Origin of the sequence: Bacillus sp. AR8-1 (assembly GCF_008042345.1) — a bacterium.
GTDB classification, from domain to species: domain Bacteria; phylum Bacillota; class Bacilli; order Bacillales; family Bacillaceae_G; genus Bacillus_A; species Bacillus_A cereus.
The window spans coordinates 1-22,365 of sequence record NZ_QNUB01000033.1 but is presented as its reverse complement, the minus strand read 5'-3'; the positions used below and the strand labels follow the sequence as shown (position 1 = coordinate 22,365).

The window sequence follows — 22,365 nt, the reverse complement described above, 5'->3', positions numbered from 1 at the left end:
CATGGGGAATCTTAAGTTCCAAAAAGTAACTTTATTCGAATTTATTATTTTCATTCATTCGCTGCAACTCGCATCTGGTATGTTAATTATGCCAAGCCCACTTGCTACTACTGCTGGTACAGATGGCTGGATTTCGATCATTCTCGGATGGATAGTTACTTCTATAATCGGTGTATTTATTATATTAATGTTACAAAAAAATCCTAACAAAAATTTCTCACAAATCTTAAAAACATACTTTGGTAAATGGATAGGGACAATTCTTTTTCTTGCATATGCCTTTTATCTATTTTTTGCTGGATTTAATACTTTATTAAAGGTAACTGATATTGTAAAAGTGTGGATATTCCCTTCCACTCCTGCTTATCAAATCACCATATTATTACTATTACCTTTTATTATTTTAGCCCTGAGTGGGTTAAGGGCTCTTACTAGTTATTCTATGCTTGTTTTCTTCTTCACTACTTGGATGCCGCTATTTCTTCTTTTTTCACTAAAGACTAACTACAATCCTTTACACCTACTACCTATATTTAAAGAAGGATTATACCCTATTGTAAAGGCAACAAAAGAAACCATTACTCCTTATGCTGGCCTAGAAATTGCATATTATATATACCCATTCTTACAAAAAAAACAAAAAGCCATAAAAGGACTACTAATAGCGAATACTGGAACCATGTTTTTCTATCTATATGTTACTATCCTTTCTTATATATACTTTAGTCCAGAAGGGATAAAAGATGTAATCTGGCCAGTATTTCATCTGTTAAAAGGGGTTCGTTTTTCTTTCATGGAACGATTAGAAATTATATATATCGCTTACTATTTAATTGTATTTTCCACTACAATATATCCGTATTTATTTTTCAGTTTTGAATCTGTGACCATTTCACTTCAAAAAAACGCCCGCAATTGGGCGCTACTTGCTTTTATGTTACTTATAGTTGGCCTATTTATTTTCCTAAATCCCGATGTGGATCAATATTTGTTTATATATTATCTTATGGATATCTTAAATGTCGTTTTCTTTATTCTATTACCAATCTTATTTTTCGCTTACAGTATTCTTTTTACTTGGATTACTAGGAGGAAACAACTTTGATTCGAAAATGGATATGGATTGTAATTTGTTGTGTATATATAATTGGTTGTAGTCAGAGAATTCCTCTTGAGAAGGTTTCATTAATCCTGTTAATTGGCTTGGATAGAACCCCTAATGGAGACATAAAAGTTGGAACAAGCATACCACTCTTTCATCATAAACAACCAAAAAGTACTATAGAACATTGGACACAAGCATCAACTGTATATACTGGATTCAGTAAGATAGATACGAAGTTAACAGGCTTTATGACAGCTTCCAAAGCTGAAATCATTTTAATTGGGAAAAAATTAGCGCAAGAAGCAAATTGGTTGCAGGAGCTTGATTCTTCTTACCGTGATCCTTACGCTACCATTAATGCTAAAGTAGTACTTGTAGATGGACCTGCAGAAGAAATTTTTAAAATTCATAAGCCTAGTAAACCATCACTTTCATCTTATATAAATGGTGTAATTGAATCGTCAATTCAAAATAACCAATCCGTCTCTTCTACAATTCAACAATTAATGAGAGAACAAAATGAAGAAGGAATGACGCAAGCTGTTCCAATTATCAAAAAAACAAAGAATGAAATCGACACAGTAGGAATTGCATTTTTAAATCGAAAAGGGAAATATTTAACTCATATCCCTAAAAAAGATGTTAAATTTTTCAATCTTATAAATAAGCAAAAAAGTAGCGGGCGAATGATACTACACCTTGCGCTTCCTCCTAAAAAGTCCAACAAAAAAATAAACACTTCTATCTTCGTACAGAACGCGACAAGGAAGGTATTTGTTAATTTTCAAAACGGAAAGTTTGTATTTAATCTCGATATATATGCTAATGTAGCTTTAATAGAAAAAACCAATGCGAATTTAATTAAGGGGCACTATGATAATAAAAAAAATATAAATAATTTAAAAAGTGCCATTCAAAAAGAAATTAATAATAATTTACAAAATATGTTGTATGAAATACAGCAGAATAAAATTGATCCAATCGGATTATCCCTATATGCTAGAGCATTTCAATATAAAGAGTGGAAAAAAGTAAAAGGAGATTGGTTGCAAGCGTTAGCAGAGGCTAAAATAAATGTAAAGACACACGTCAAAATAAAAGATACTGGGACCATTAGAAATTAGACTAGTCTATTTTTCTGCTTAAAATTATTTCTAAGTGGAATTTTTCATCTTCTATAATTATGATGTAAAAGATAATAACTCAAAGAAAAATCTACTGGTTAAATGCTAACCAATAGATTTTTTTATCTAAGGATTCTTTTAAAGGTACAACAATTTTACTGTAGTAATCAAGGACTAGTTTCTAATTTTAGTTACTGGAGAGTATAATCCCTACCAGCTTTCATCCCAATAGCAACTCAATGATATAACATTAAAGATATAATCCCTTAACTTAGGGATTTTGACTTTTCAAATTTATACCATTGTCTTAGTTCTATGTACTTTGATATATATGTCCACATCAATATGTTATTGCATCATATACTGAATAGATAATTTAAATTACTTTTAAAAAGGATGATGAGGATGAACCTAGATGATATACAAAAATCCTATGGCGTAATTGTAAGTTTAGGAGGATTGTGTCAAGTCACTAACCAAATCAAAAGGCACCATTTAAGAACATTTTCTGGACCTTTAGATTGGTTTTATTATCCATCACTTTCAGATGTAAACAGATTACTTCAAAATCGATTTGAAAAATTTATGAAGTTGGAAAATATGGTCATAGAAGGTTCAGAAAGTTACGGTCTTATTGAATCAGAATTTGATAATCAAACTAAATGGGCAGAACGAATTACCTATTGTATAAAGGACACTTATTATAATTGTTTTTCAATGCATGACTTTCCTATTGAATCAGAAAAGGATTGGAAATCAACTTATCCTTCTTTTAAAGCTAAATTAGACACTAGAATTAATCGATTCCTTGAAAAAATAAATAGTAGTGAATCGATTTTATTCATTAGGATTTGGGGAAATCGAGATGAAGCGATTGAATTAAAAAACGTATTATCCGAAATTACAAATAAAGATTTTAATATTCTTATTGTCAATTTTAAGGAGGATATATCTAATATCGTTGAACAAAATTGGGGAATATCAAGGGTTTGTTCAATTGAACTCCCACGTTATCAGGATAGATGGGAAGGTGATGATTCCGATTGGGATTATATTTTAAATAAAATAACATTAACTTAATACTCTTCTTTTTACTTTTAACATGATTTTGCCAGTAAATTAAAATAGGTGTAGAGAAATAAAATTCCCATCTAATTGATACACACTTAATTAATAAACCGTTCATATAATAATTCATAAGTCCTTCTTTATTGAATAAATGGTTCTTTACAAAATTGATTCCATCACTAGAGCACCTTTATACGGTGCTCTTTTTTAAATTTGTAAAATCTACAATTTAATATTTGTTCACTTTTCCTTTAAATAGTTAATTTCCTTCTTAGATTTTTCATTATAAGCTTCTTCAATTCCTTTGATTCACCTCCCCTTCTTTTATCTTATAAACAAGCAATTTCTTTCATTAGTATTAAATAAAATAAAGCATTGATTTTAAAATAACCTAATTTACATAAGATTGAGAATAAACTACAGTGCGTATTCTTCACGTTTAATCAGCATTTGAATTATAAATCTAACATATATTTTTTAGTTGATTGTCATTATGGTACAACCGTGTATACATTTATCAAACAAACTACATAGTTTAAATTAGTAAAATATATAGAGAGGAAGGAAATAAATCTATGAAAGTCATAATTTTGTGTGGCGGAAAAGGGCTTCGGATGCAAGGAATTTTAGAGGACATTCCCAAACCATTAGTTCGAGTTCAAGGAAAGCCTCTCCTCTTGCATATAATGAATTGGTATAGAAAATATGGACATTCTGATTTCATTTTGCCCTTAGGATATAAAGGTGAGAAAATTAAAGAATATTTTATGGACTTTAGCTGGAAAGAGAATGACTTTAGTTTGAATTTTAAAACCAGTCAATATACGCTACTTCAGGAATTAGAAAATTGGAATATACACTTTATAGATACAGGAATTGATACAATGACCGGGGCAAGACTAAAAAAACTTGAATCCTTTGTACAGGGGGAAACCTTTTTATTAACTTATGGTGACGGATTAGCCAATATAGATATTGATCAACTAATAGCATTCCATAAAGAAAAAGGAAAAATTGCTACATTAACTGGAATTAAAAAAAATAGTCAATACGGCCTATTGGAGGTCGAAGATGGAATTGCTATTGATTTTAAAGAAAAACCATTACTTGATGAAGTAATTAATGGCGGGTTTTTTGTATTTAACAAAGAAATATTCGATTATTTAAGTAATAATGATGATTGTGTTCTAGAAGAAGATCCTCTTCGAAATTTAATAAAAGACAATGAGCTCGCAGTCTATGAACACAATGACTTTTGGGCTAGTGTCGATACACCTAAAGATTTAAAAACTGTAAATGAAAGTTGGAATCCAAATAAATTTTAGTGGAGAGGACTGAATAAGCATTGAACTCTAATGATAAAAAAATAAGTTTACCTCGATTGTATATCCCCTCTAATGAGAAAATAGTTAACCCACTTTCAACAGGAATTAAAGCTTCAAATCTCTCCAAAAAAAATACTCAAAAAAGACATCCCCAATTCTATAATCAACAACATGATCTAAATAATCATTTCTGCGTCATTGTAGGTAGTGAGTATGTCTTGAAAATTATTGCTTTACAGCAATCACTAATGCAGTACTCAGAAAAATTCACATTGTGGATTTGTTGTATAGATCCTTTTGCATATTCACTATTAAAAGAAATGAGTTTAATTAATGTAAACCTTTTACAAGTTGAAGAATTAGAAGATCGTGAACTAAAAGCAATTAAGAGAAAAAGAAAAGTAAATGAATATTGTTGGACTTTAAAATCTGTCTTGATAGAATATTTATTGGTCAATTATGATTTACCATCTATTCTATATTGTGATGGTGATTTATGCTTTTTCTCTGACCCTAATATTATTTTTGAGGAATGGGGTGACCATTCTATTTTCCTAACCCCTCAAAGAGATCGTGATTGGGTAGAAAAGATGTATGGAAAATATCAGGCCGGTCTAATTGGATTTAAGAATGATCTCTATGGACTAAAAAGTGTAAGATGGTGGAAAAATAAATGTATAGATTGGTGCAGTGCCGAGGCTGAGGAGGGGAAATTTGGAGACCAAAAGTATTTAGATTATATCCCTATATATTTTCCAAAAGTAAAAATTTCAAATAACTTAGGTATAAATGCTGCGCCTTGGAACTGTATATATAATAACGATTATAAAATTGACAAGACTAAAAACGATGTATTTATTGAAAATGACAAACTAGTTGTTTACCATTTTGCATGTATTACTATCTTTACTGAAAATGATTTTGACCTTTGGTCTTTGGGAGAAATTTCAATACCCAATAATATATTAAACCATATTTACACTCCGTATTTAGAGAGAATTCAATTTGTTTTAAAGCAATTAAAGGATAAATTCAATAAAGATACTAAACAATTTTTAAGTAAAAAAGATATAAATAAAGCTCAAACTTTATATAAAGATTCACAATTAAGAAGAAAAATGAATCAATCCAATCATTTTATGAACTTTTCCATGATTATAAGTAAAGAACGATTAATTCAAGGATTGACCTCTTATTATTCCTTAGAAAATTTCAACGCTAAATTTACTGTATGGATCTGTTGTATGGATGATTTAACTTATCAAATATTAGAGAAATTAAAATTAAAGCACGCCATACTAATTCCAGTAAAAGAAATTGAAAATCATGAACTCCTCAGTATAAAAAATGATAGAAGTTTACAAGAATATTGTTGGACATTAAAAGCGCCCCTATGTCTACATGTCCTTAGTCTTTATCCGGAAGTTGATCACATTATATATTGTGATGCTGATATGTATTTCTTTACAGCACCTAATATCATTCTTGATGAGTGGTGGAAATACTCTGTATTCCTTTGCCCTCAAAGAAGTTCTACTGCAATTGAAAGCATACACGGTATATACCAAGCTGGTTTAGTAGGCTTCAAAAACGATCAAAATAGTAAAGAAATTTTAACATGGTGGAAAGATAAATGCCTAGAATATTGTAATAATCATTATGATGTTGAAATGAATAGATGGGGTGACCAAAAATATTTAAATCACATTCCTAACATCTTTTCTAATATAAAAATTATGACTCATAAAGGTATTGATGCAGCACCTTGGAATGTCATTTTAAATAGCAGTTCTATATCCAAAACAGATAATAAAGTTTTTATTGATCAAGATGAATTAATAGCTTTTCATTTTGGAAGTATGCAAATTATTAATCCAAACGAGTTCGATTTATGGAAACAAGAAACTTTAGAATTACCTCCAGCAGTTTTAGATTATATATACATTCCTTATATTGAACAATTGAACAAGACATGTCATACCCTTCATAATACTTTTCAAAAATCTCCCTCCTCTTTATTTGCTGACCAAATTGATACAACAACAATAAAAAATTATTTTAAATACCCCTCCCCTCATCACAATTAAGACTGATACTTTCATTATTTAAAAATAAATCTATTTATTTCAGCAACTAAAAATACATCTTAATAAAGGATAGATTATCACTATGATTGCTTCATTTAAAAATAAAACTTTCCTTATTACTGGTGGATACGGTTTTATTGGTTCTCACTTGGCACGAAGACTTTTAAATTTACAAGCAAAAATTGTTCTTTTCATAAGAACACCATCAAACTCTTGGAGACTAAAGGATATTCTAAAATATATTGAAACCTATGAAATAGATATACGAGATAAAAAACAAGTACAAGATGCAATAAAGAAAATTAATCCCGATTATATCTTTCACCTGGCAGCCTATGGTGTAAATTCTGCCCATACAGATTACATCCATGCTATAGAAACAAATGTTATAGGGACTTGTAACATTATTCAAGCAGCAAAATTGGTGAATTGTAAAAAAATCATCAATTTTGGGAGTAGTTCTGAATACGGTAACAAGATGGAACCTATTCATGAAAATATGTTACTAACTCCTGTGGACATCTATGGAAGTACCAAAGCTGCTGCTACTATACTCGCCCATCAAATTGCTAGCGAAAACAATACTAATCTTATAACATTAAGACCTTTTGGCATATTCGGAGAAGGCGAAGAGCCGCATAAAATTTTTAGCTATATAATCTTGCGAGTATTACAAAACAAAGATGTAAATTTAACTTTATGTAATCAATTAAGAGATTATTGTTATATAGAAAATGTAATAGATGCCTGTATCCTAGCAGTAGAAAATACTACTGTACAAAATGAAATCTTTAATATTGGGAGCGGCACTATTCACCCCTTGAAACATTATGTAGAATTATTATTCAAACATTTGAAAACCAATTCCAGACCAAATTACGGTGCAATTTCCTCTAGAACAAATGAAAGATGGGTTCCTGAAGCAGATGTGCAAAAAATAAAAAACTCTCTTTCCTGGGAACCTAGAATTAATATTGAAGAAGGAATTATAAAAACTGTTAATTGGTATAAAAATAATAAACATTTATACCTAACCCCCTAAAAATAGGGTACTAAAGGAGGTGGACTAATTGTTAAACCAAAACTTTAATAATGCTTTTTACGGAAAAACAATTTTAATTACTGGACATACTGGTTTTAAAGGTTCTTGGTTATCCCTATGGTTGAATGAATTAGGTGCTACTGTAATCGGATATTCATTAGATCCTAAAAATAAAAATGATAACTTTAACATTACTAACCTTCAAAATAATATAATTGATATTCGTGGAGACATTAGAGACTTTAATAAATTAAATAAGGTTTTTACAGATTATAAACCTGAAATTGTATTCCATTTAGCTGCCCAACCTCTAGTTAAGTATTCATATGAATATCCTAGAGAAACATACGAGGTAAACGTTGTAGGAACTATGAATGTACTAGAGGCAATTCGATTACATGAATCAGCTAAAATAGGAATTATGGTGACAAGTGACAAGTGCTATGAAAATAAAGAATGGCATTGGGGTTATCGTGAAATTGACCCTATGGGCGGCCATGACATATATAGCTCAAGTAAAGGATGCTGCGAACTTTTAATTTCTTCCTATCGAAATTCTTACTTTTCAGAAGAAAACTTTTCTCAACACAAGAAAATAATTGCAAGCGTTCGAGCTGGTAATGTAATTGGTGGTGGCGATTGGTCAATAGATAGAATTATTCCTGATTGTATACGAGCATTAGAATCAAACAAAAACATTATTATTAGAAACCCTACTGCTATTAGACCCTGGCAACATGTACTAGAACCCTTAAGCGGGTATTTACTCCTTACAGAAAAAATTATAAATAATGGTATCCTTTATTCAGGAGCATGGAACTTCGGGCCATCCCTAAGCAATATTGTTCCAGTAGAAAAATTAGTGACCAGTTTACTAGATATTTGGGGCTGCGGGGATTGGACAGCAGAAAATATAGGTCCAATAAATTTCCATGAAGCAAATTTACTGAATCTTGACATTAGCAAAGCAAAATTCAATCTTAATTGGCAGCCAAAATGGTCCCTACAACAGACTTTAGAAAATACAATAGAATGGTATAAACATTATAATTCTTACACCAGTTCTGAGATGATAAATCTATGTATTAGCCAAATCAAACAATATTGCATGCTTTGAACTACTCCCACATGCTCATACTTGCTGTGAGTTCCTTATGGAGTGAGTCTTCTTGGTTAAATAATAAAAGACACATTAATTTTTATAGTCTAAATTATAAACCTACTATACCTAAAATTATGTGATTGTCCATTAACAAAGATTTTATTTCTTCGGTTATTTCAAATCAACTATTGATATTATATTGAAGAATAAAGGAATCACGTATTTTTCTAGTGATTCCCTTGTTCTGAGAAAATAATGTCTTGCTTTAACGACAATACAGTATATGCGATTATTAATTTATTTGTTCTAGTTATGAAAAAATCTATTCCTGTCAAAAGAGCTTTCTTCAAAGAAAAACTTCCTATTTTTTTCTACTTATCCTACCTGAAAAGTAACTAAGATGAAAATTCCGATAATTATATCTACTATTATAGAATTATCCCCTTCTTGTAGCTATTCCACTAGAGTTCATGCTTATATATTGATTCTCTGATTTATTAGCACCAATGTTGATGAATTCATGCATTGCTTATTCTATACACAAATTTCTTTTTGAATTATCTTTTCAGAATAAGTAAAGAAGGATTTCTCTTTTATGCACTTCTTCCCTACCAGTCTTTAATTTGCCCTTAATCAACAATAAGAACAAATCTTCTATAAAACCAAGCCATAAGTAAGATAATTTCCCTATTAAAAATAATGAGGTATTCTGTTTCACCTTTTTACATTATCTAAATAAGGACTTGTAGGAATTCTTACAAGTTCTTTTTTTGTTTTCTTTATTCTCTTCTTATTTACACACACAAGATTTATATATTTGTTTGTAATACATACTATAGTATCTGATAAACAATTTAAAAAGTAATATGTAATTGATCCGTTTTAAGAAAAGGAAATTTCATAAATCTTCAATCACAGTTTCTTAGTTCACCTAATAGAACGTATAAAGACTCATATCATCTTTTGATAATTTTTGGATGTTTTATTCTAAGTACATTCGACAACAATTGATTATTTTCTGAATTTTCTTGAAAAAGTTGTAAAATCATACTATTTTTTCTTCTATTTTGCTATGATAGTTACAATTAAATTGGATTAGGATATTTCTATAAGATGGGGGCGTATATTATGAGTGTCTCAGTAAAAGGAAATGAGCAGTTAACCTCTCTATTAAACGACTGGTATCGATCTATGCTATCTCAACAAGTTATAAAAGCTACTAATCTAAAAAAGAAAATTGATGAAAAAATCAGCAAATTAAGTACTGAGCCAAATCAAGAACATCAAGATCAAAATTTGTTACTATATTATTCACTACTTGAATTCCGTTATAATGTCTTAACAGATAGCCTTGGTATCCAACAAAATAGCTTTGATGCCATTAGTGACTATGATATGCCTACAGACCATTTTCTACGCTTCTATTATCACTTTTTTAAATCCATTCATTCCACTTTTATATCAAATTTTACTGAGGCAGAGGAACATTATAAACTGGCAGAAAAGATATTAGTAGACATACCAGATGAAATTGAACACGCTGAGTTCTACTATAGAATTGCTACTTTTTATCACCATACCTATAACATGCTTGCTTCTATCGAATACGCAAATAAATCGAGAGTAATCTTTTCAAAATATGAAGGTTATGAAGTAAAAACAGCCTTTTGTAATAGTTTGTTAGGTGGTTGCTGCATCTATTTAAAACAGTACGAACAAGCAGAAGAATATCTACATTGTGCAATTGATTTACTACAAAAAAATAGGGAAGAAGATTCCTTGTTATACGTAAAAAATACTATGGGGTGGCTGTATTCTGATCAAAGTATGTCTACTTTAGCCATTCGTCACCTTTCAGAAGTAACAGAGAAAATCCCTACACACTTCAAGGCCATCTTCCTACAAGCTAAGGAACATTATAAGTTAGGAGAACAATCAACGGCCAGCCAACTCATTGATAAGGGACTACAAATTTGCAGAGAAATTCATAACGAAGAATACACACACCACTTCTCTATTTTAAAAAGATTAAACGAAAATATTCCATTGGAAGAATTAGAAAAAATCATTCAAGAAGGAATCTTATACTTTGAGGAAGAAGAATTATGGGAATATGTTGTCGAATACGCTGAATTATTTGCCACAAAATGTAGACAATTAGAGAACTACCAAAAGGTAAGTGACTATTTCCATATTTGTTATCAGGCAAGACAAAAATCAATCGCAAAAGGAGTGTTAAAATAATGAAAAAAATTAGCTTATTATTATCAGGCATTGCTTTTATTGGGGTATTAACGGTGGGAATTTTTCAGTTTTCTAAAACAAATCAGCTTGCTACTCATGGTCATTATCCTACTCCTTCATATAGTGTTGGTGGTGCACCACAACAAATTTAATGTAAATGTATTTAAAAACCCTCCAAATGGAGGGTTTTTAAATGGCTTATCTGCCTGTTCAATACGTGTAGAGAGTACGTATTATACTTATATACTATGTTATAAGATTTTTCATTTCCACTCTGTAACAAGATTCTAGCATTCTCTCCTAGAATCTCAACTTAAATCTTAAATCCACCAATTAACTCTTGAAGTTCTTCCGCCATCTGTGCTAATTGTATTGCTGAAGAATTTATCTCTTCCATAGAAGCATGTTGTTCCTCAGATGAACCAGCTATCGTTTGCATACTTGAAGAATTCTCTTTTACAGCCATAGCTATTTGATCAATCGATGTATCGACTTTCATTGCATCAGTTGTCATTTTATTTGATAGTTCTACCATACCATGTACTTTTGATACAATTTCATTTGCAGATTTTGAAATCTCATAAAAACTTTGTTTTGTATCATTCGCAACCTTAATTCCCGACTGTACTTCTACTCCTACTTCATTCATAGCTTTTACAGTCTCATGTACGTCTGCTTGTATTTCCTTAATTAAACTTCCAATTTCCATCGAAGAATCGGATGATTGCTCTGCTAGCTTCCTAACTTCATCGGCAACAATTGCAAATCCTCGCCCCTGTTCTCCTGCTCTAGCTGCTTCAATTGCTGCATTTAATGCTAATAAATTTGTTTGTTCCGCAATATTTTGAATCGCTTCTAATATACTTCCAATTTGTTGCGATTTCTTATCTAATAATTTTATTACATTATCGGATTGAGAAACAGAGTGATGGATAGACTGCATTTGTGTTACAGTTTGTTCTACTAATTGTTCACCTTCATTGGCTTTTTGTTTTGTGTATATGGATGAAGCCGATACTTCAGATGCATTCTCAGCTACATATTGAATATTTCGTGTTACCTCACCAATTAATTCAGCTCCAGACTCAACTTCATTATTTTGAACCTCTGCACTATTCGAGATCTCTTCCATCTCTTTTGTAATTTGTTCCGTCGCAACGCTTGCTTGTTCTACACTAGCAGTTAGTTCCTCAGAAGACGCAGCTACATGTCCTGCAGATGTGTTAATTTGAGAAATAATATTACGTAACGACTCTGCCATTGTATTGAAACTACCGCCTAATTGACCAAGTTCATCCTTTGAACGAATATCTATTTTCTCGGTTAAATCTCCCTGACTAATTCTTTGGGCCGAAATAACTAATTGTCTTAGTGGATTAATAATAGATCTAAGTATGAATAAAATTACAATTCCACCTAACAATAATGAAGCCCCTATTATAGTGAGCGTTTTATAAAAAATAGGATTGGTCGCTTCTTCAATTTCTTTCGTAGGCATTACGCCAGCTATTTTCCAACCTGTTTTTTTGTTTGTCTTAAAGCTTATGTTTCGATCTTCCCCGTTAAGGCTATAAGTAATTACGTCATCTTCTTTTTTGTACAGTTCATCCGCTAAAGTTTTCTCTAATTTCTCTCCTGGTTTTAGTGATGGATGAACAACTATTGTTTTATCTTGACTGACTATAGATACAAATCCTTGCTTTCCAATTTTAATCATTTTGGATGTTTTTACTATATCTTTAATATTCAAATCTACGCCAATGACACCACTTTTATCTGCATTTTGCTTTGCAATTGCTATTACCATATTTCCTGTAGACTTTGATTTATATGGAGATGAAACAATAATCTCTCCATTTGCTTTTACTGCATCCTTATACCAACTGCTTTCTAACGGATTAAACCCTTCTGGTATTTTTCCAACAGGTGCATGAATAAATTGATTGTTACTGGATGCCGTATAAATCGTTTCTATCTCTGGATGTAACTGTATATATTGATCAAATTTACTCTGTACATTTTGCGATTGTTCAGGATTATAATCCCCTTGTGTGAGTACCTTTGCAAAATGAGAGACATCTGTTTGCTTATTTTCTAATTCATCATCAACAATCTTATCTAAAATACTTATATTATCTTTTGCTGATTGTAGAATTGTTTCATTAAGATCTGTTTTTGCTTTATTATAAGATGATACTCCTACGATAAGGCTTGGTATAATTAATATTGCTATAAATGCCATAGACAACTTCGTTTTAAGCTTTATTTGTCCCAATCTTTCTTTTATATTAAACACTAGATACTTCTCCCTTTCACTTTTACTACTGATATAGTTTATTTAAATTTTTCTCCTTTATTTTTTCTACATATATTTACAGTACCATTCGAAATGAAACCCCTATTAAATCCTATCATCTCAACTTCCTTATTTAACGATTTAAATTTCACAGGCAGCGTTTTATCTATCCTCCTTTCGAATATGTTATCTTTCCATATTCAGCAATTCTAAAACTACGAATTGTTCCCAATAAAATGGATGAAACATAACCTTCATTTAACAGATATTATTTGACCTTGATTGGATAAAAATTTTAATTTAGCGCTATTCAAATCGGATGAAGTCTTTACCATAATAAATTCTCTAAAAAATAACTACATAAATTTATTCTTTGTATGATTATGTTTAACAGCCTTTGAACCATTCTAAATGCATCACACTATTCATGAATCATTTACTACGGCCGATTTTGTTGTAAGAGATAACTAAACCATAAATTCTATATAAAAGAATAAAATAAATTGGAGAAATTCATTGTAACACGTATACATAAGTAATAGATATAAAATCCGATAATATATTATTACCTTATAATAAATAAATAATTCAGTATAAACTGTATTTTATTTCTATAGAAGAATCTTTCCCTATATGCAATATTACATATAATCTACCTTATGTAGTTTGTTATACTATGCATGTGGATTTTTCATCCAAAAATCCACCCAAACGCATATTTATGTATATGCCACCCTAATTGATGAAAGTGAGAAGAATGTTTATCATTTTTCTCACTTTTTTATTTAGGCTCTGTTAATATTGTATTAAATAAGGGAAGACACCTTAGAGTTGGTGCTTCCCTTATTTGTTGATTATTCAAATCTAAAATAGGTATTTTCTAAACCTATTCTTTGCTTTAATGTTCTGCCCAAAGCATAATTATTTGGTAATTCTTTTTCAATGACACAAATAATATAACCTGCTTTTCCTGTTGTTAAATTAGTTAGTTGTAAGTAGTTAGTGTTGTCGTAGATATAAGAAATAATATATTCATAGAAATTATTTTCTTTATCTTCTCTATTCATACCAACATTGTACAACCTAACTCTTGCTCCTGCCCAAATTTCCTCATCATCATCAACATTACTTAAAGGCATCCATTTCGAGTTTTCCAATATTTCACCCTTTTCTTAATTCATTCGTTTATACACGAATGTTGCTAGATACAAACTATCATAAGCATCCGTCATTTCATTGATTAGACGACCACCGACAGAGAAAAAAGACTCAACATAGCTTTTTACCCATTGAAACACTTGCTCTTTTAGTTATTTTTACATTTTGAATCTATGAAAATGAATTCCCTTATAAAAACTCTAACAGAGAATCTTCCTTCCAAATTTCATCTAGGGAATTATTTGTTTTCCAAAAAACCTACCAACATCTTTATCAACTCATTTTAGAATATTTAAACAATAATTCCATATACATTACCTGCATAAATTATTCATTTTCTTTTATATAAGACCTACCTTTTTACTTTTGATAGATTATTAGACATTGGATTATTATACATAAATCCCAAAAACATGCGGTATTTTGTAGAATTTTGTCTATCAATATGTATGTACACCCTTTTGTAGTGGATATAGACTGTGAGGTGTAAGGAGATACCTTACAAAATAATAAAAAGGAGATTATAGAATGAGTAGATTAACAAAATTCTCAAAGTTAGTATTTGCAACTTTAATCGCGGGAAGTAGTCTAAGCACCTTTGTTTCGTCACACAGTGTACAAGCTGACACCTTAGATCCTAATTACCAAGACAATGTAAAATTCATACCACCTTCTAGTGCTAGGCCAACATTGAAACAAAAAAACACTATTGTTCCAGAAGCAAAAGTTGTTAAAAACCATTATGTAAAGTACTCTAAAGCACATTTCCAAACTAAAGAAAGTATACCAAAAGAGATTTATTATTCTTCAGAAGGCTTTAAGGGCTATATACAGGCAAGTACCGTTTGGGATATGGGAGATCATTTCGCAACACTATATTCCGGAACCGTTATTCGATGTTAGACTTTTAATCCATTCTCCCCTAATGCTTAAAATGATTAATAGCTCACTGCCAATACTGTAATATCTATTGTTCATAAAATAAACCACAAAATCTTTCGATTTCATGGTTTATCAAATATAAAGATAATGCTAAACGAATACTCTAACATTACCTTCCCCAAAGTTAATTATAGAGTATTTTCAAAAAAAAGACACTCTTGTAGTGTCTTTTTTATAGTATTTTAAAAAGAATTCCACCTACTAACACCTTTTTGTTGCGCCTATTCGTTTATTTCAATATGATACTTTTCCATCTCGTATATGCAATAGACAATAATAGCTAAACTCCAACTGACACTATAATAATTATGTGTGTAGAAGTCATATCCCGCTTTAATACCTTTCTCTATTACAACTAATGTAAATCCTAAAGCCACCCATCTGTTAATTTTCATCTTTATAAACGTTAAAGAGATAATTATTAAAAATAAAATATTTGTAAGATGATTTATCATTAGCTCATATTTTTGAATATATACTGCCATTATACAAGCAACGATATTAGTCGCAATGCCAAAGGCAATCACCGCTCCCCAAACCCTGTCCGAAAGTCCCACTCCTGAGTCAGTCCCTTCCTAAACAAATATCCCTTTCTTTAATTCATTCCTACACCCTATTCAAGATATGCTAAATTATCCTTGTCTGATGAATATCTATTTATCTTTTCATATAGAGCAAACAAAATTTCTACTCATAATTTTTTCTTTATTAGACAAACTATGTCTAAGCCGTTTGAACTAACGGCTTCAATCTTCTGGTAATGGGATAGCACAATTTATTGAATTGACTAACTCATTCAACCCACTGGCACCGGCAGGCAACAAAATAGTTGTCTGCCATTTTCATGTATACTTTTTCTAATTTCATTTCGAACCAAGTGTGTGCTGTACTGATTTCAAAAGGACAGAATTTCATTTTTTAAAATGTAAAAAAGATAAGATCCTGTCTACTTTTGGTATAGGACTTTTTCTTTTCACACATACTATTTTTGAACCTGTTTCCAATACGTGTCCTAATGGTGTCTTGAGTTCCTCCTAAAAAGGGCTGCAGATACTACTGCATGCCCTTTTATTTACGTTGCTTCTCTATATTGAATAAAATAATTAAAAACTAAAAATGTAATATTACATATTTTTTCTGTTCAGATTATGTTAGGATTTACTTCGTAGTCGAATTATGGTTTCGTATCTAATTCAGCAATATGTGAACTGTTTACCTAAAGAAAAGACACCCAAAAGGTGTCTTTTCTTCTTTTAATCTAAAAAACATTTTTTCTTTTCAGTAAGATCCAATTATCCCTCTAACCTAAACCTCATAATTAAAGGCAATTTAATCATGGTACTCAAGAGTTTTCATCCATTTCAATATACCTATAGCTTAATTTAAAATCACATTTCCAGCACTATATTTGCTTTCCTACAGATTTTCTGTCTTGTTCTTAATTCTGTCAAAATCCTCATGTAGCTATACAAAGAATATATGCTACTATGATATTAAGAAACTATGCGTTCCCTTAACCCTGTATCCGGCCCTGTATTTATTACAGGGTCTTTGTCTATTTTATTTAATACACATCCAATTTCAGTTAAAATTGTTTAAATGTTAATTAATTTTTGAAATGATATAACTATAAGCTCTTTTAACAAATAAAACATAATATTAGACATATTTAACCAACTTGGGGCTATTATTAGTTTTCTAAATATGTACTTCATTAACACCATACAAATAGTATTAACTATCTTAATTGAATATTAGTAATAGTAAGTATAAACATTATCAATTTACTACATCTTACATTTATGTAAAAATAAATACGTGTTAAGCTTTTTCAAAATCTTTCCCCTAATAAAGATTTGAAGTAGCATTTCATGATTCTCCTTACTGTTAATATGCCTTGAAAAAGAACCCTATAGGGTTCTTTTTCTTCTCATTATAATCTCAGTAAGTCCATGCAAAAAGGACTGCTAATTATTTGCAGCCCTTTTACACGTTAATATACACTTGTATTACATGCTTAAAACTTTATTGTATTAGGTATTTATACCAACTAAACATGCCATTATCATTTAGATATATAACACTTCAAAGTTTAGAAGTATACAATAACAAATCTTTCCCAGCTTCCAGCTACATAACTAGTAGCTGTTAATTCTCTACCACCATTTGCTGATATATATCTACCATTACTTAGTGCTTGTAATACATATATCCTATTGTCTCCACCATTATATAAGATAAACTTTTCCCATGCACCAATTGATGTACGATCTGCTACTACTCTACCATTTGGCTCAAACGAAACATACTTCCCATTACTTTTAGCTTTTAAAGCGTACGTATATAATTCCCCAGTCGAAATTAATTCGAATTTCTCCCATCCATTAACTGCATTACGATTTGCTATTATATTTCCCGAAGGCTCAGCCGAAACATATTGTAAATTTGCTGCCTGTATAGCAACTGTCCAACTTCCATTAAATAAATTTACGCCTTTTAGTGAACCTGCTTTTGATAGATTGGCTGCCGATACATCATTCGATGGTGTAATCATCAATATCATTAAAACCATCGACAACACCATTAAAACTAACCTTTTTGAGATTGTATTACCACTTGCACGTGTTATGAAACTTTTCATTCTCATTCCTCCCTTAATATACATAGAACTCATATATATCATACCAGATATGTAAAATATTGTAATGACAGAGAGGGTTTATCAACAAATACCTTACTATTCTGTTTCTTTTTTCTCAAATCTATAACACTTAAACATTTATCAATTCTCAAGCACATTTTTAAAATCCCTCCCCTGATAAACAAATGTAGCAGTTGATGGCAAGGAGAGTATATACAAAAGAGAGAGTATTTTCATTTCACTTTTCTTTAAATTAAAGCCAAATAGCCGTTCATAATGAACGACTATTTGCATCTAACTAATAATTAGAAGGTTCTTCATGTTAATCTATTTTGTTTAATCCCGTTGAAGTAACTTGATAGGTTCTTTTTTTGCCTATATATTCTTGTTTATTATTCTCAAGGTTAATAAGTGTAGCGCGTGTCTTTTCCTTTACTGCTTCCCCTTCTATATGGGTAATCTCAATGTAATCTCCCGCTTTTACGGGCACCTTTTGGATTTCAGCAGTTTGTTGTCTATTTCCTACTATTTCCTTATTATACACAACACTACCGGTCGAATTCTTTACTGTAATACTTGCATACGTATTATTAAAGTAAGAATGTGGTACGCCTGCTTCTAAATTCACCTGCATTTTCTCTGTTGTCCTATTATAATCAACTTTTGCGATTTCTCTATCACTATATCCTTTTAATGACCACCCAAAATGATTTCCATCTAAAACCGTTGTTTCTGGCATTTTCTCTACTTTCTTCAAGCCTTCTTTTGTCACTTGATACCTCGCTGTCTTTCCAATGGTTTCATTTTTGTTATTTTCAAGGTTAGTTAAAGTTGCTCGCGTTTTTTCCTTTGTTGCTTCTCCTTCTATATGGATAAATTCAATGTAATCCCCTACCTTGACGGGCACAGTTTGGTTTTCAGCATTTTGTTGTTTATTTCCCACGATTTCCTTATTGTACAGAACGTTACCAGAAGAATTCTGGACCTTAATACTCGCATACGTACTAGCAAAATAGGAATGTGGTACACCTGCTTCTAGTTTTACCTTCATCTCTTCTACCGTTTTATCATAATCTACTTTTGCAATTTCTCTATCACTATATCCTTTTAATGACCAGGCAAACTTGTTTCCTTCTAAAATTGTTGCTTCTGGCATTTTTTCTACTTTCTTCAGGCCTTCCTTTGTAACTTCGTATATTGCTTTTTTTCCAAAGCTCTCTTGTTTACTATTATCTACATTTGTAAGAGTGGCTCTATGTACACCTTCTAGATGTGTTAACTCTATATAATCGCCTACTTTGACTGGAACTTTTTGCGATTCAGCATTTTGCTGTTTGTTTCCATAAATATCTTTATTGTATACTACTTTCCCTGTTGCATTTTGCACTTTAATACTTGCATATGTACTATCAAAGTAGTCATGTGGTACACCTGCTTTTAGATCAATTTGCATTTCTTCTGTTGATTTATTTAAATTTACTTTCGCAAATTCAAAATCTCCAATCCCTTTCAGCGACCATGCAAATTCATTACCTTCAAAAATGTTTGGAGATTCATTTTTGATTTGTACCTTTTTCTCAACAGTTTGATCAAATATATCCGTTAATACAATTTTTGCATAAGCATTTGTTGGTAATGATATAGATTGACTGATTCCATTTTGATAAGATTTAATATCATTAATTACGTTAATAGGTTGGCCCGTCATATTTTCATTGTTATAAATTTCAATTTTCCCCTTAAATTGCGGTGTACTATTTTCTTTTAGTTTCCAAGATACATTTAATTTTTCGTTTTCATAATATATAGATTGGATATCAAAATCTAGTTTTCCTATTTCAGGTTGAGTAGGTTGATTTAGCGTGAATATTTTTCCTGACCCAATAGTAGACTGCGTATTACCTCCTGCTTTGACCCATACATATTCTGAAGTAGATCCTCCATCATATTGATAAGTATTATCATGCGTTCCAGAAATACTTTGATTATTCCAAGAACTCCATTGTTTATCAACTAATTTTCGGCTATAACCATTTTTTAGGCGCGCTTCTCGAACATTCTGTCCACTATCAGCCCAGTCTTCTTGAAACATTCCTAATCCATGATTAAATGCAACATTAGCAACCGGAAAGTCCATAATTGCAATCTGATGCCATTTATTCTTTGTTACATCTTTCATCCATTGTCCAAATTTAGTATGACCATTTTCTTGCCATGAACGCATTGTCATTGTGTACCAATTGTAGTCTTTCCAACCATAAGTTGTTTGAACCTTCATTCCTGTTCCTTCTCCCCCAAAGGGTCCAGCTTGCGAATTCGGAGATAAGTATTCGGCCTTTATTGCTTCTTTAGAGGAAATTGGATCCCATAAGGCAAAATGTAAAGTACGTTTTCCATTTTCATCAAACCCACTTTGTTGTTGAAAACCAGCATATCCTCCAGCTTCACCACCTGCATTCCAGTTGTGTACAGCCCAGTACGTATAAGGTGGAGTCTGAACTGGTGACCAGTCTATACTAATAATATCTGAGGCAGGTATATTTTGGGGACTCACATAAACTGCTGGAGCAGCTGAATGTGTTGCAGCTTTAGTGTGCGAAATAGACGCTCCAAACATAGAAAACATGCTACATGCTGCGGTCATTATAATAACTTTATTAAATCTTTTCTTCGTTTTCTGACTAATCACTAATCTACATCCTTTTCTAATTTTTATTATTGAATAATAACTTAGTAGAGAAATCTATCAAAATTCAAACAACATCCAGTAAATCTTTAAAATACTGCCCCAATTTTATGTTGTTCTATCTTCACATCTAATTCTTACATGTTATTTGATTGTAAGTGGTTTCCATAAAGATAACGCAAATATCCAATTCGGGTCACCATTTCCTTGATGATTTTGAACCGCTTCATACACCGTCCCTTGATGTTCTACTTTATCGCCCTTTGTATATGCCTTCTTTGGATCCCATTTTTCATAAGATACATTTTGATCTTTGGTTTTTACCGGAAGAATTTCACTTTGAATTGATGTATTTCCAGCTGCATCTACAGCCTTCACTGCATATTTATATTCCTTATTAGCTGTTAAGTTTTGATCAATAAATGTCGTTCCTTGTACGGTTTGAATCAATTGTCCATCACGTAATACCTGATATTCTTTTACACCTATATTATCTGTAGAAGGATTCCATTTTAGCTCTACACTGTTAGAAGTAAGGTTACTTGCATATAATCCTTGTGGCTGTGTGGGCGCTTCTGTATCTGGTTTCGGATTAACAATTTGATTTACTTTTTTCAGGCCATCCTTTGTAACTTCATACATTACTTTTTTATCAAGGTTTTCACGTTTATTGTTATCTAAATTTATTAATGTTGCCCTCTCTCTGCCTTCTAAATGTGTAAGCTCAATAAGATCACCGGTCTTTACTGAAACTTTTTGTGTTCCAGCATTTTGCTGTTTATTCCCATAAAACTCCTTGTTATATACTACTTTACCTGATGTGTTTTGCACTTTAATACTTGCATATGTACTATCAAAGTAGTTATGTGGTACACCTGCTTTTAGATCAATTTGCATTTCTTCTGTTGATTTATTTAAATTTACTTTTGCGAATTCAAAATCTCCAATCCCTTTCAGCGACCATGCAAACTGGTTTCCTTCTAAAATATTATTTACATCAGGCATATCTGGTTTAATTGGATTAGAATCCGTACCCTTCCAAATCTCTGCTGTTAAAATTGGATATCCTAATGCAGCTACCTTTTGAATGGTATCGTTATTTGGACGTAATCCCCACTTCTCAAAGAAAGGAATCAAATTTTGTTTGGCTACTTTTGATGCTGAAATCATAAATAATTGTTTTTTATTTTCATCAGTTTGTGGAAGTTCACTTGAAGGCATGTCTCTATACAATTGATGCAATTTAGGATAAAAATCCTCTCCATACGCTAACTGTAGTTGCCAAAGCATAACAAGCTTTACAAAAACATCGCTAATTTCATCATAATTTTTATTCACTTGTTCTAAATATTGAAATGCTTTTGGATAAATTCCACTTTTCTCTAAGTTGGATGGTTGATTAAATGCTTTTTCTACAGAAAGGCTGTATATATTATTTTGTACTTCTGTCATATTATAAAACTTCCAGGGCGATTGTTGTCTCAAATGTCCTGCCTCATGCCAAGGGCCCCAGCCATCTGTTATAAATTTATTAATATCTAACAC

General features: G+C 31.2%; 16 protein-coding genes. 10 read left to right on the top strand and 6 right to left on the bottom strand.

The window, feature by feature from the left end; translation table 11 throughout:
• Window position 1: 1 nt before the first annotated feature.
• The 9 genes from DN400_RS21610 (at window position 2) to DN400_RS29600 (ending at window position 11,249) form a co-directional block, all read left to right on the top strand.
• Window positions 2-1,105, top strand: coding sequence for a GerAB/ArcD/ProY family transporter (locus DN400_RS21610; RefSeq protein ID WP_147801917.1), 1,104 nt, complete (start codon window positions 2-4; stop codon window positions 1,103-1,105).
• On the top strand, window positions 1,102-2,229 hold the full coding sequence (locus DN400_RS21605) for a Ger(x)C family spore germination protein (RefSeq protein ID WP_000619978.1): 1,128 nt from the start codon (window positions 1,102-1,104) through the stop codon (window positions 2,227-2,229). Before DN400_RS21610 ends, DN400_RS21605 begins: the two co-directional genes overlap by 4 nt.
• Window positions 2,230-2,634: 405 nt before the next feature.
• A complete protein-coding gene (locus DN400_RS21600; protein ID WP_071714635.1) occupies window positions 2,635-3,309 on the top strand; it encodes a papain-like cysteine peptidase in 675 nt (224 codons plus the stop codon).
• A 563-nt stretch (window positions 3,310-3,872) separates the two neighbouring features.
• Window positions 3,873-4,622 (top strand): sugar phosphate nucleotidyltransferase, encoded by a 750-nt coding sequence (locus tag DN400_RS21595; protein WP_000864429.1) that lies wholly within the window; start codon window positions 3,873-3,875, stop codon window positions 4,620-4,622.
• Window positions 4,623-4,642: 20 nt separating this feature from the next.
• Window positions 4,643-6,709: a hypothetical protein gene (locus tag DN400_RS21590; RefSeq protein WP_016512476.1), complete on the top strand. Its 2,067-nt coding sequence runs from the start codon at window positions 4,643-4,645 to the stop codon at window positions 6,707-6,709.
• Between the two features lie 82 nt (window positions 6,710-6,791).
• Window positions 6,792-7,751: an NAD-dependent epimerase/dehydratase family protein gene (locus DN400_RS21585; RefSeq protein ID WP_071714636.1), complete on the top strand. Its 960-nt coding sequence runs from the start codon at window positions 6,792-6,794 to the stop codon at window positions 7,749-7,751.
• A 28-nt stretch (window positions 7,752-7,779) separates the two neighbouring features.
• The gene (rfbG, locus tag DN400_RS21580; RefSeq protein ID WP_071714637.1) at window positions 7,780-8,868 is read left to right on the top strand and encodes a CDP-glucose 4,6-dehydratase; all 1,089 of its coding nucleotides are present in this window, start codon (window positions 7,780-7,782) and stop codon (window positions 8,866-8,868) included.
• Window positions 8,869-9,981: 1,113 nt separating this feature from the next.
• A complete protein-coding gene (locus DN400_RS21575; protein WP_016512475.1) occupies window positions 9,982-11,097 on the top strand; it encodes a Rap family tetratricopeptide repeat protein in 1,116 nt (371 codons plus the stop codon).
• Window positions 11,097-11,249, top strand: a complete 153-nt coding sequence (locus DN400_RS29600; protein ID WP_000724110.1) for a hypothetical protein — start codon at window positions 11,097-11,099, stop codon at window positions 11,247-11,249. Before DN400_RS21575 ends, DN400_RS29600 begins: the two co-directional genes overlap by 1 nt.
• A 161-nt stretch (window positions 11,250-11,410) precedes the next feature.
• On the opposite strand, the gene DN400_RS21570 is transcribed toward DN400_RS29600, so the two are convergent.
• Window positions 11,411-13,393, bottom strand: coding sequence for a methyl-accepting chemotaxis protein (locus tag DN400_RS21570; RefSeq protein WP_000481866.1), 1,983 nt, complete (start codon window positions 13,391-13,393; stop codon window positions 11,411-11,413).
• 854 nt (window positions 13,394-14,247) lie between these two features.
• A complete protein-coding gene (locus DN400_RS21565) occupies window positions 14,248-14,532 on the bottom strand; it encodes a hypothetical protein (protein WP_016118415.1) in 285 nt (94 codons plus the stop codon).
• Window positions 14,533-15,079: 547 nt separating this feature from the next.
• On the opposite strand from DN400_RS21565, the gene DN400_RS21560 reads away from it, so the two are divergent.
• Window positions 15,080-15,454, top strand: a complete 375-nt coding sequence (locus DN400_RS21560) for a hypothetical protein (RefSeq protein ID WP_147801916.1) — start codon at window positions 15,080-15,082, stop codon at window positions 15,452-15,454.
• Window positions 15,455-15,714: 260 nt separating this feature from the next.
• On the opposite strand, the gene DN400_RS21555 is transcribed toward DN400_RS21560, so the two are convergent.
• The 4 genes from DN400_RS21555 to DN400_RS21535 all read right to left on the bottom strand — a co-directional run.
• Window positions 15,715-16,050 carry a hypothetical protein gene (locus tag DN400_RS21555; RefSeq protein ID WP_000524431.1) on the bottom strand — a complete coding sequence of 112 codons (336 nt, stop codon included), beginning with the start codon at window positions 16,048-16,050 and terminating at the stop codon, window positions 15,715-15,717.
• A 1,535-nt stretch (window positions 16,051-17,585) separates the two neighbouring features.
• Window positions 17,586-18,134, bottom strand: a complete 549-nt coding sequence (locus DN400_RS21550; protein WP_000834557.1) for a fascin domain-containing protein — start codon at window positions 18,132-18,134, stop codon at window positions 17,586-17,588.
• Window positions 18,135-18,456: 322 nt separating this feature from the next.
• Window positions 18,457-20,823 (bottom strand): putative mucin/carbohydrate-binding domain-containing protein, encoded by a 2,367-nt coding sequence (locus DN400_RS21540; protein WP_098675366.1) that lies wholly within the window; start codon window positions 20,821-20,823, stop codon window positions 18,457-18,459.
• 141 nt (window positions 20,824-20,964) lie between these two features.
• The coding region (locus tag DN400_RS21535; RefSeq protein WP_218944510.1) for a M60 family metallopeptidase at window positions 20,965-22,365 on the bottom strand (1,401 nt) is incomplete at its 5' end.

What these genes read in the sequence shown, in the direction of transcription:
- DN400_RS21550 (WP_000834557.1), bottom strand. Translation starts at nt 18,134, where the DNA reads ATGAAAAGTTTCATAACACGTGCAAGTGGTAATACAATCTCAAAAAGG.
- DN400_RS29600 (WP_000724110.1), top strand. Translation starts at nt 11,097, where the DNA reads ATGAAAAAAATTAGCTTATTATTATCAGGCATTGCTTTTATTGGGGTA.
- DN400_RS21565 (WP_016118415.1), bottom strand. Translation starts at nt 14,532, where the DNA reads ATGCCTTTAAGTAATGTTGATGATGATGAGGAAATTTGGGCAGGAGCA.
- DN400_RS21610 (WP_147801917.1), top strand. Translation starts at nt 2, where the DNA reads ATGGGGAATCTTAAGTTCCAAAAAGTAACTTTATTCGAATTTATTATT.
- DN400_RS21575 (WP_016512475.1), top strand. Translation starts at nt 9,982, where the DNA reads ATGAGTGTCTCAGTAAAAGGAAATGAGCAGTTAACCTCTCTATTAAAC.
- DN400_RS21560 (WP_147801916.1), top strand. Translation starts at nt 15,080, where the DNA reads ATGAGTAGATTAACAAAATTCTCAAAGTTAGTATTTGCAACTTTAATC.
- DN400_RS21600 (WP_071714635.1), top strand. Translation starts at nt 2,635, where the DNA reads ATGAACCTAGATGATATACAAAAATCCTATGGCGTAATTGTAAGTTTA.
- DN400_RS21585 (WP_071714636.1), top strand. Translation starts at nt 6,792, where the DNA reads ATGATTGCTTCATTTAAAAATAAAACTTTCCTTATTACTGGTGGATAC.
- DN400_RS21595 (WP_000864429.1), top strand. Translation starts at nt 3,873, where the DNA reads ATGAAAGTCATAATTTTGTGTGGCGGAAAAGGGCTTCGGATGCAAGGA.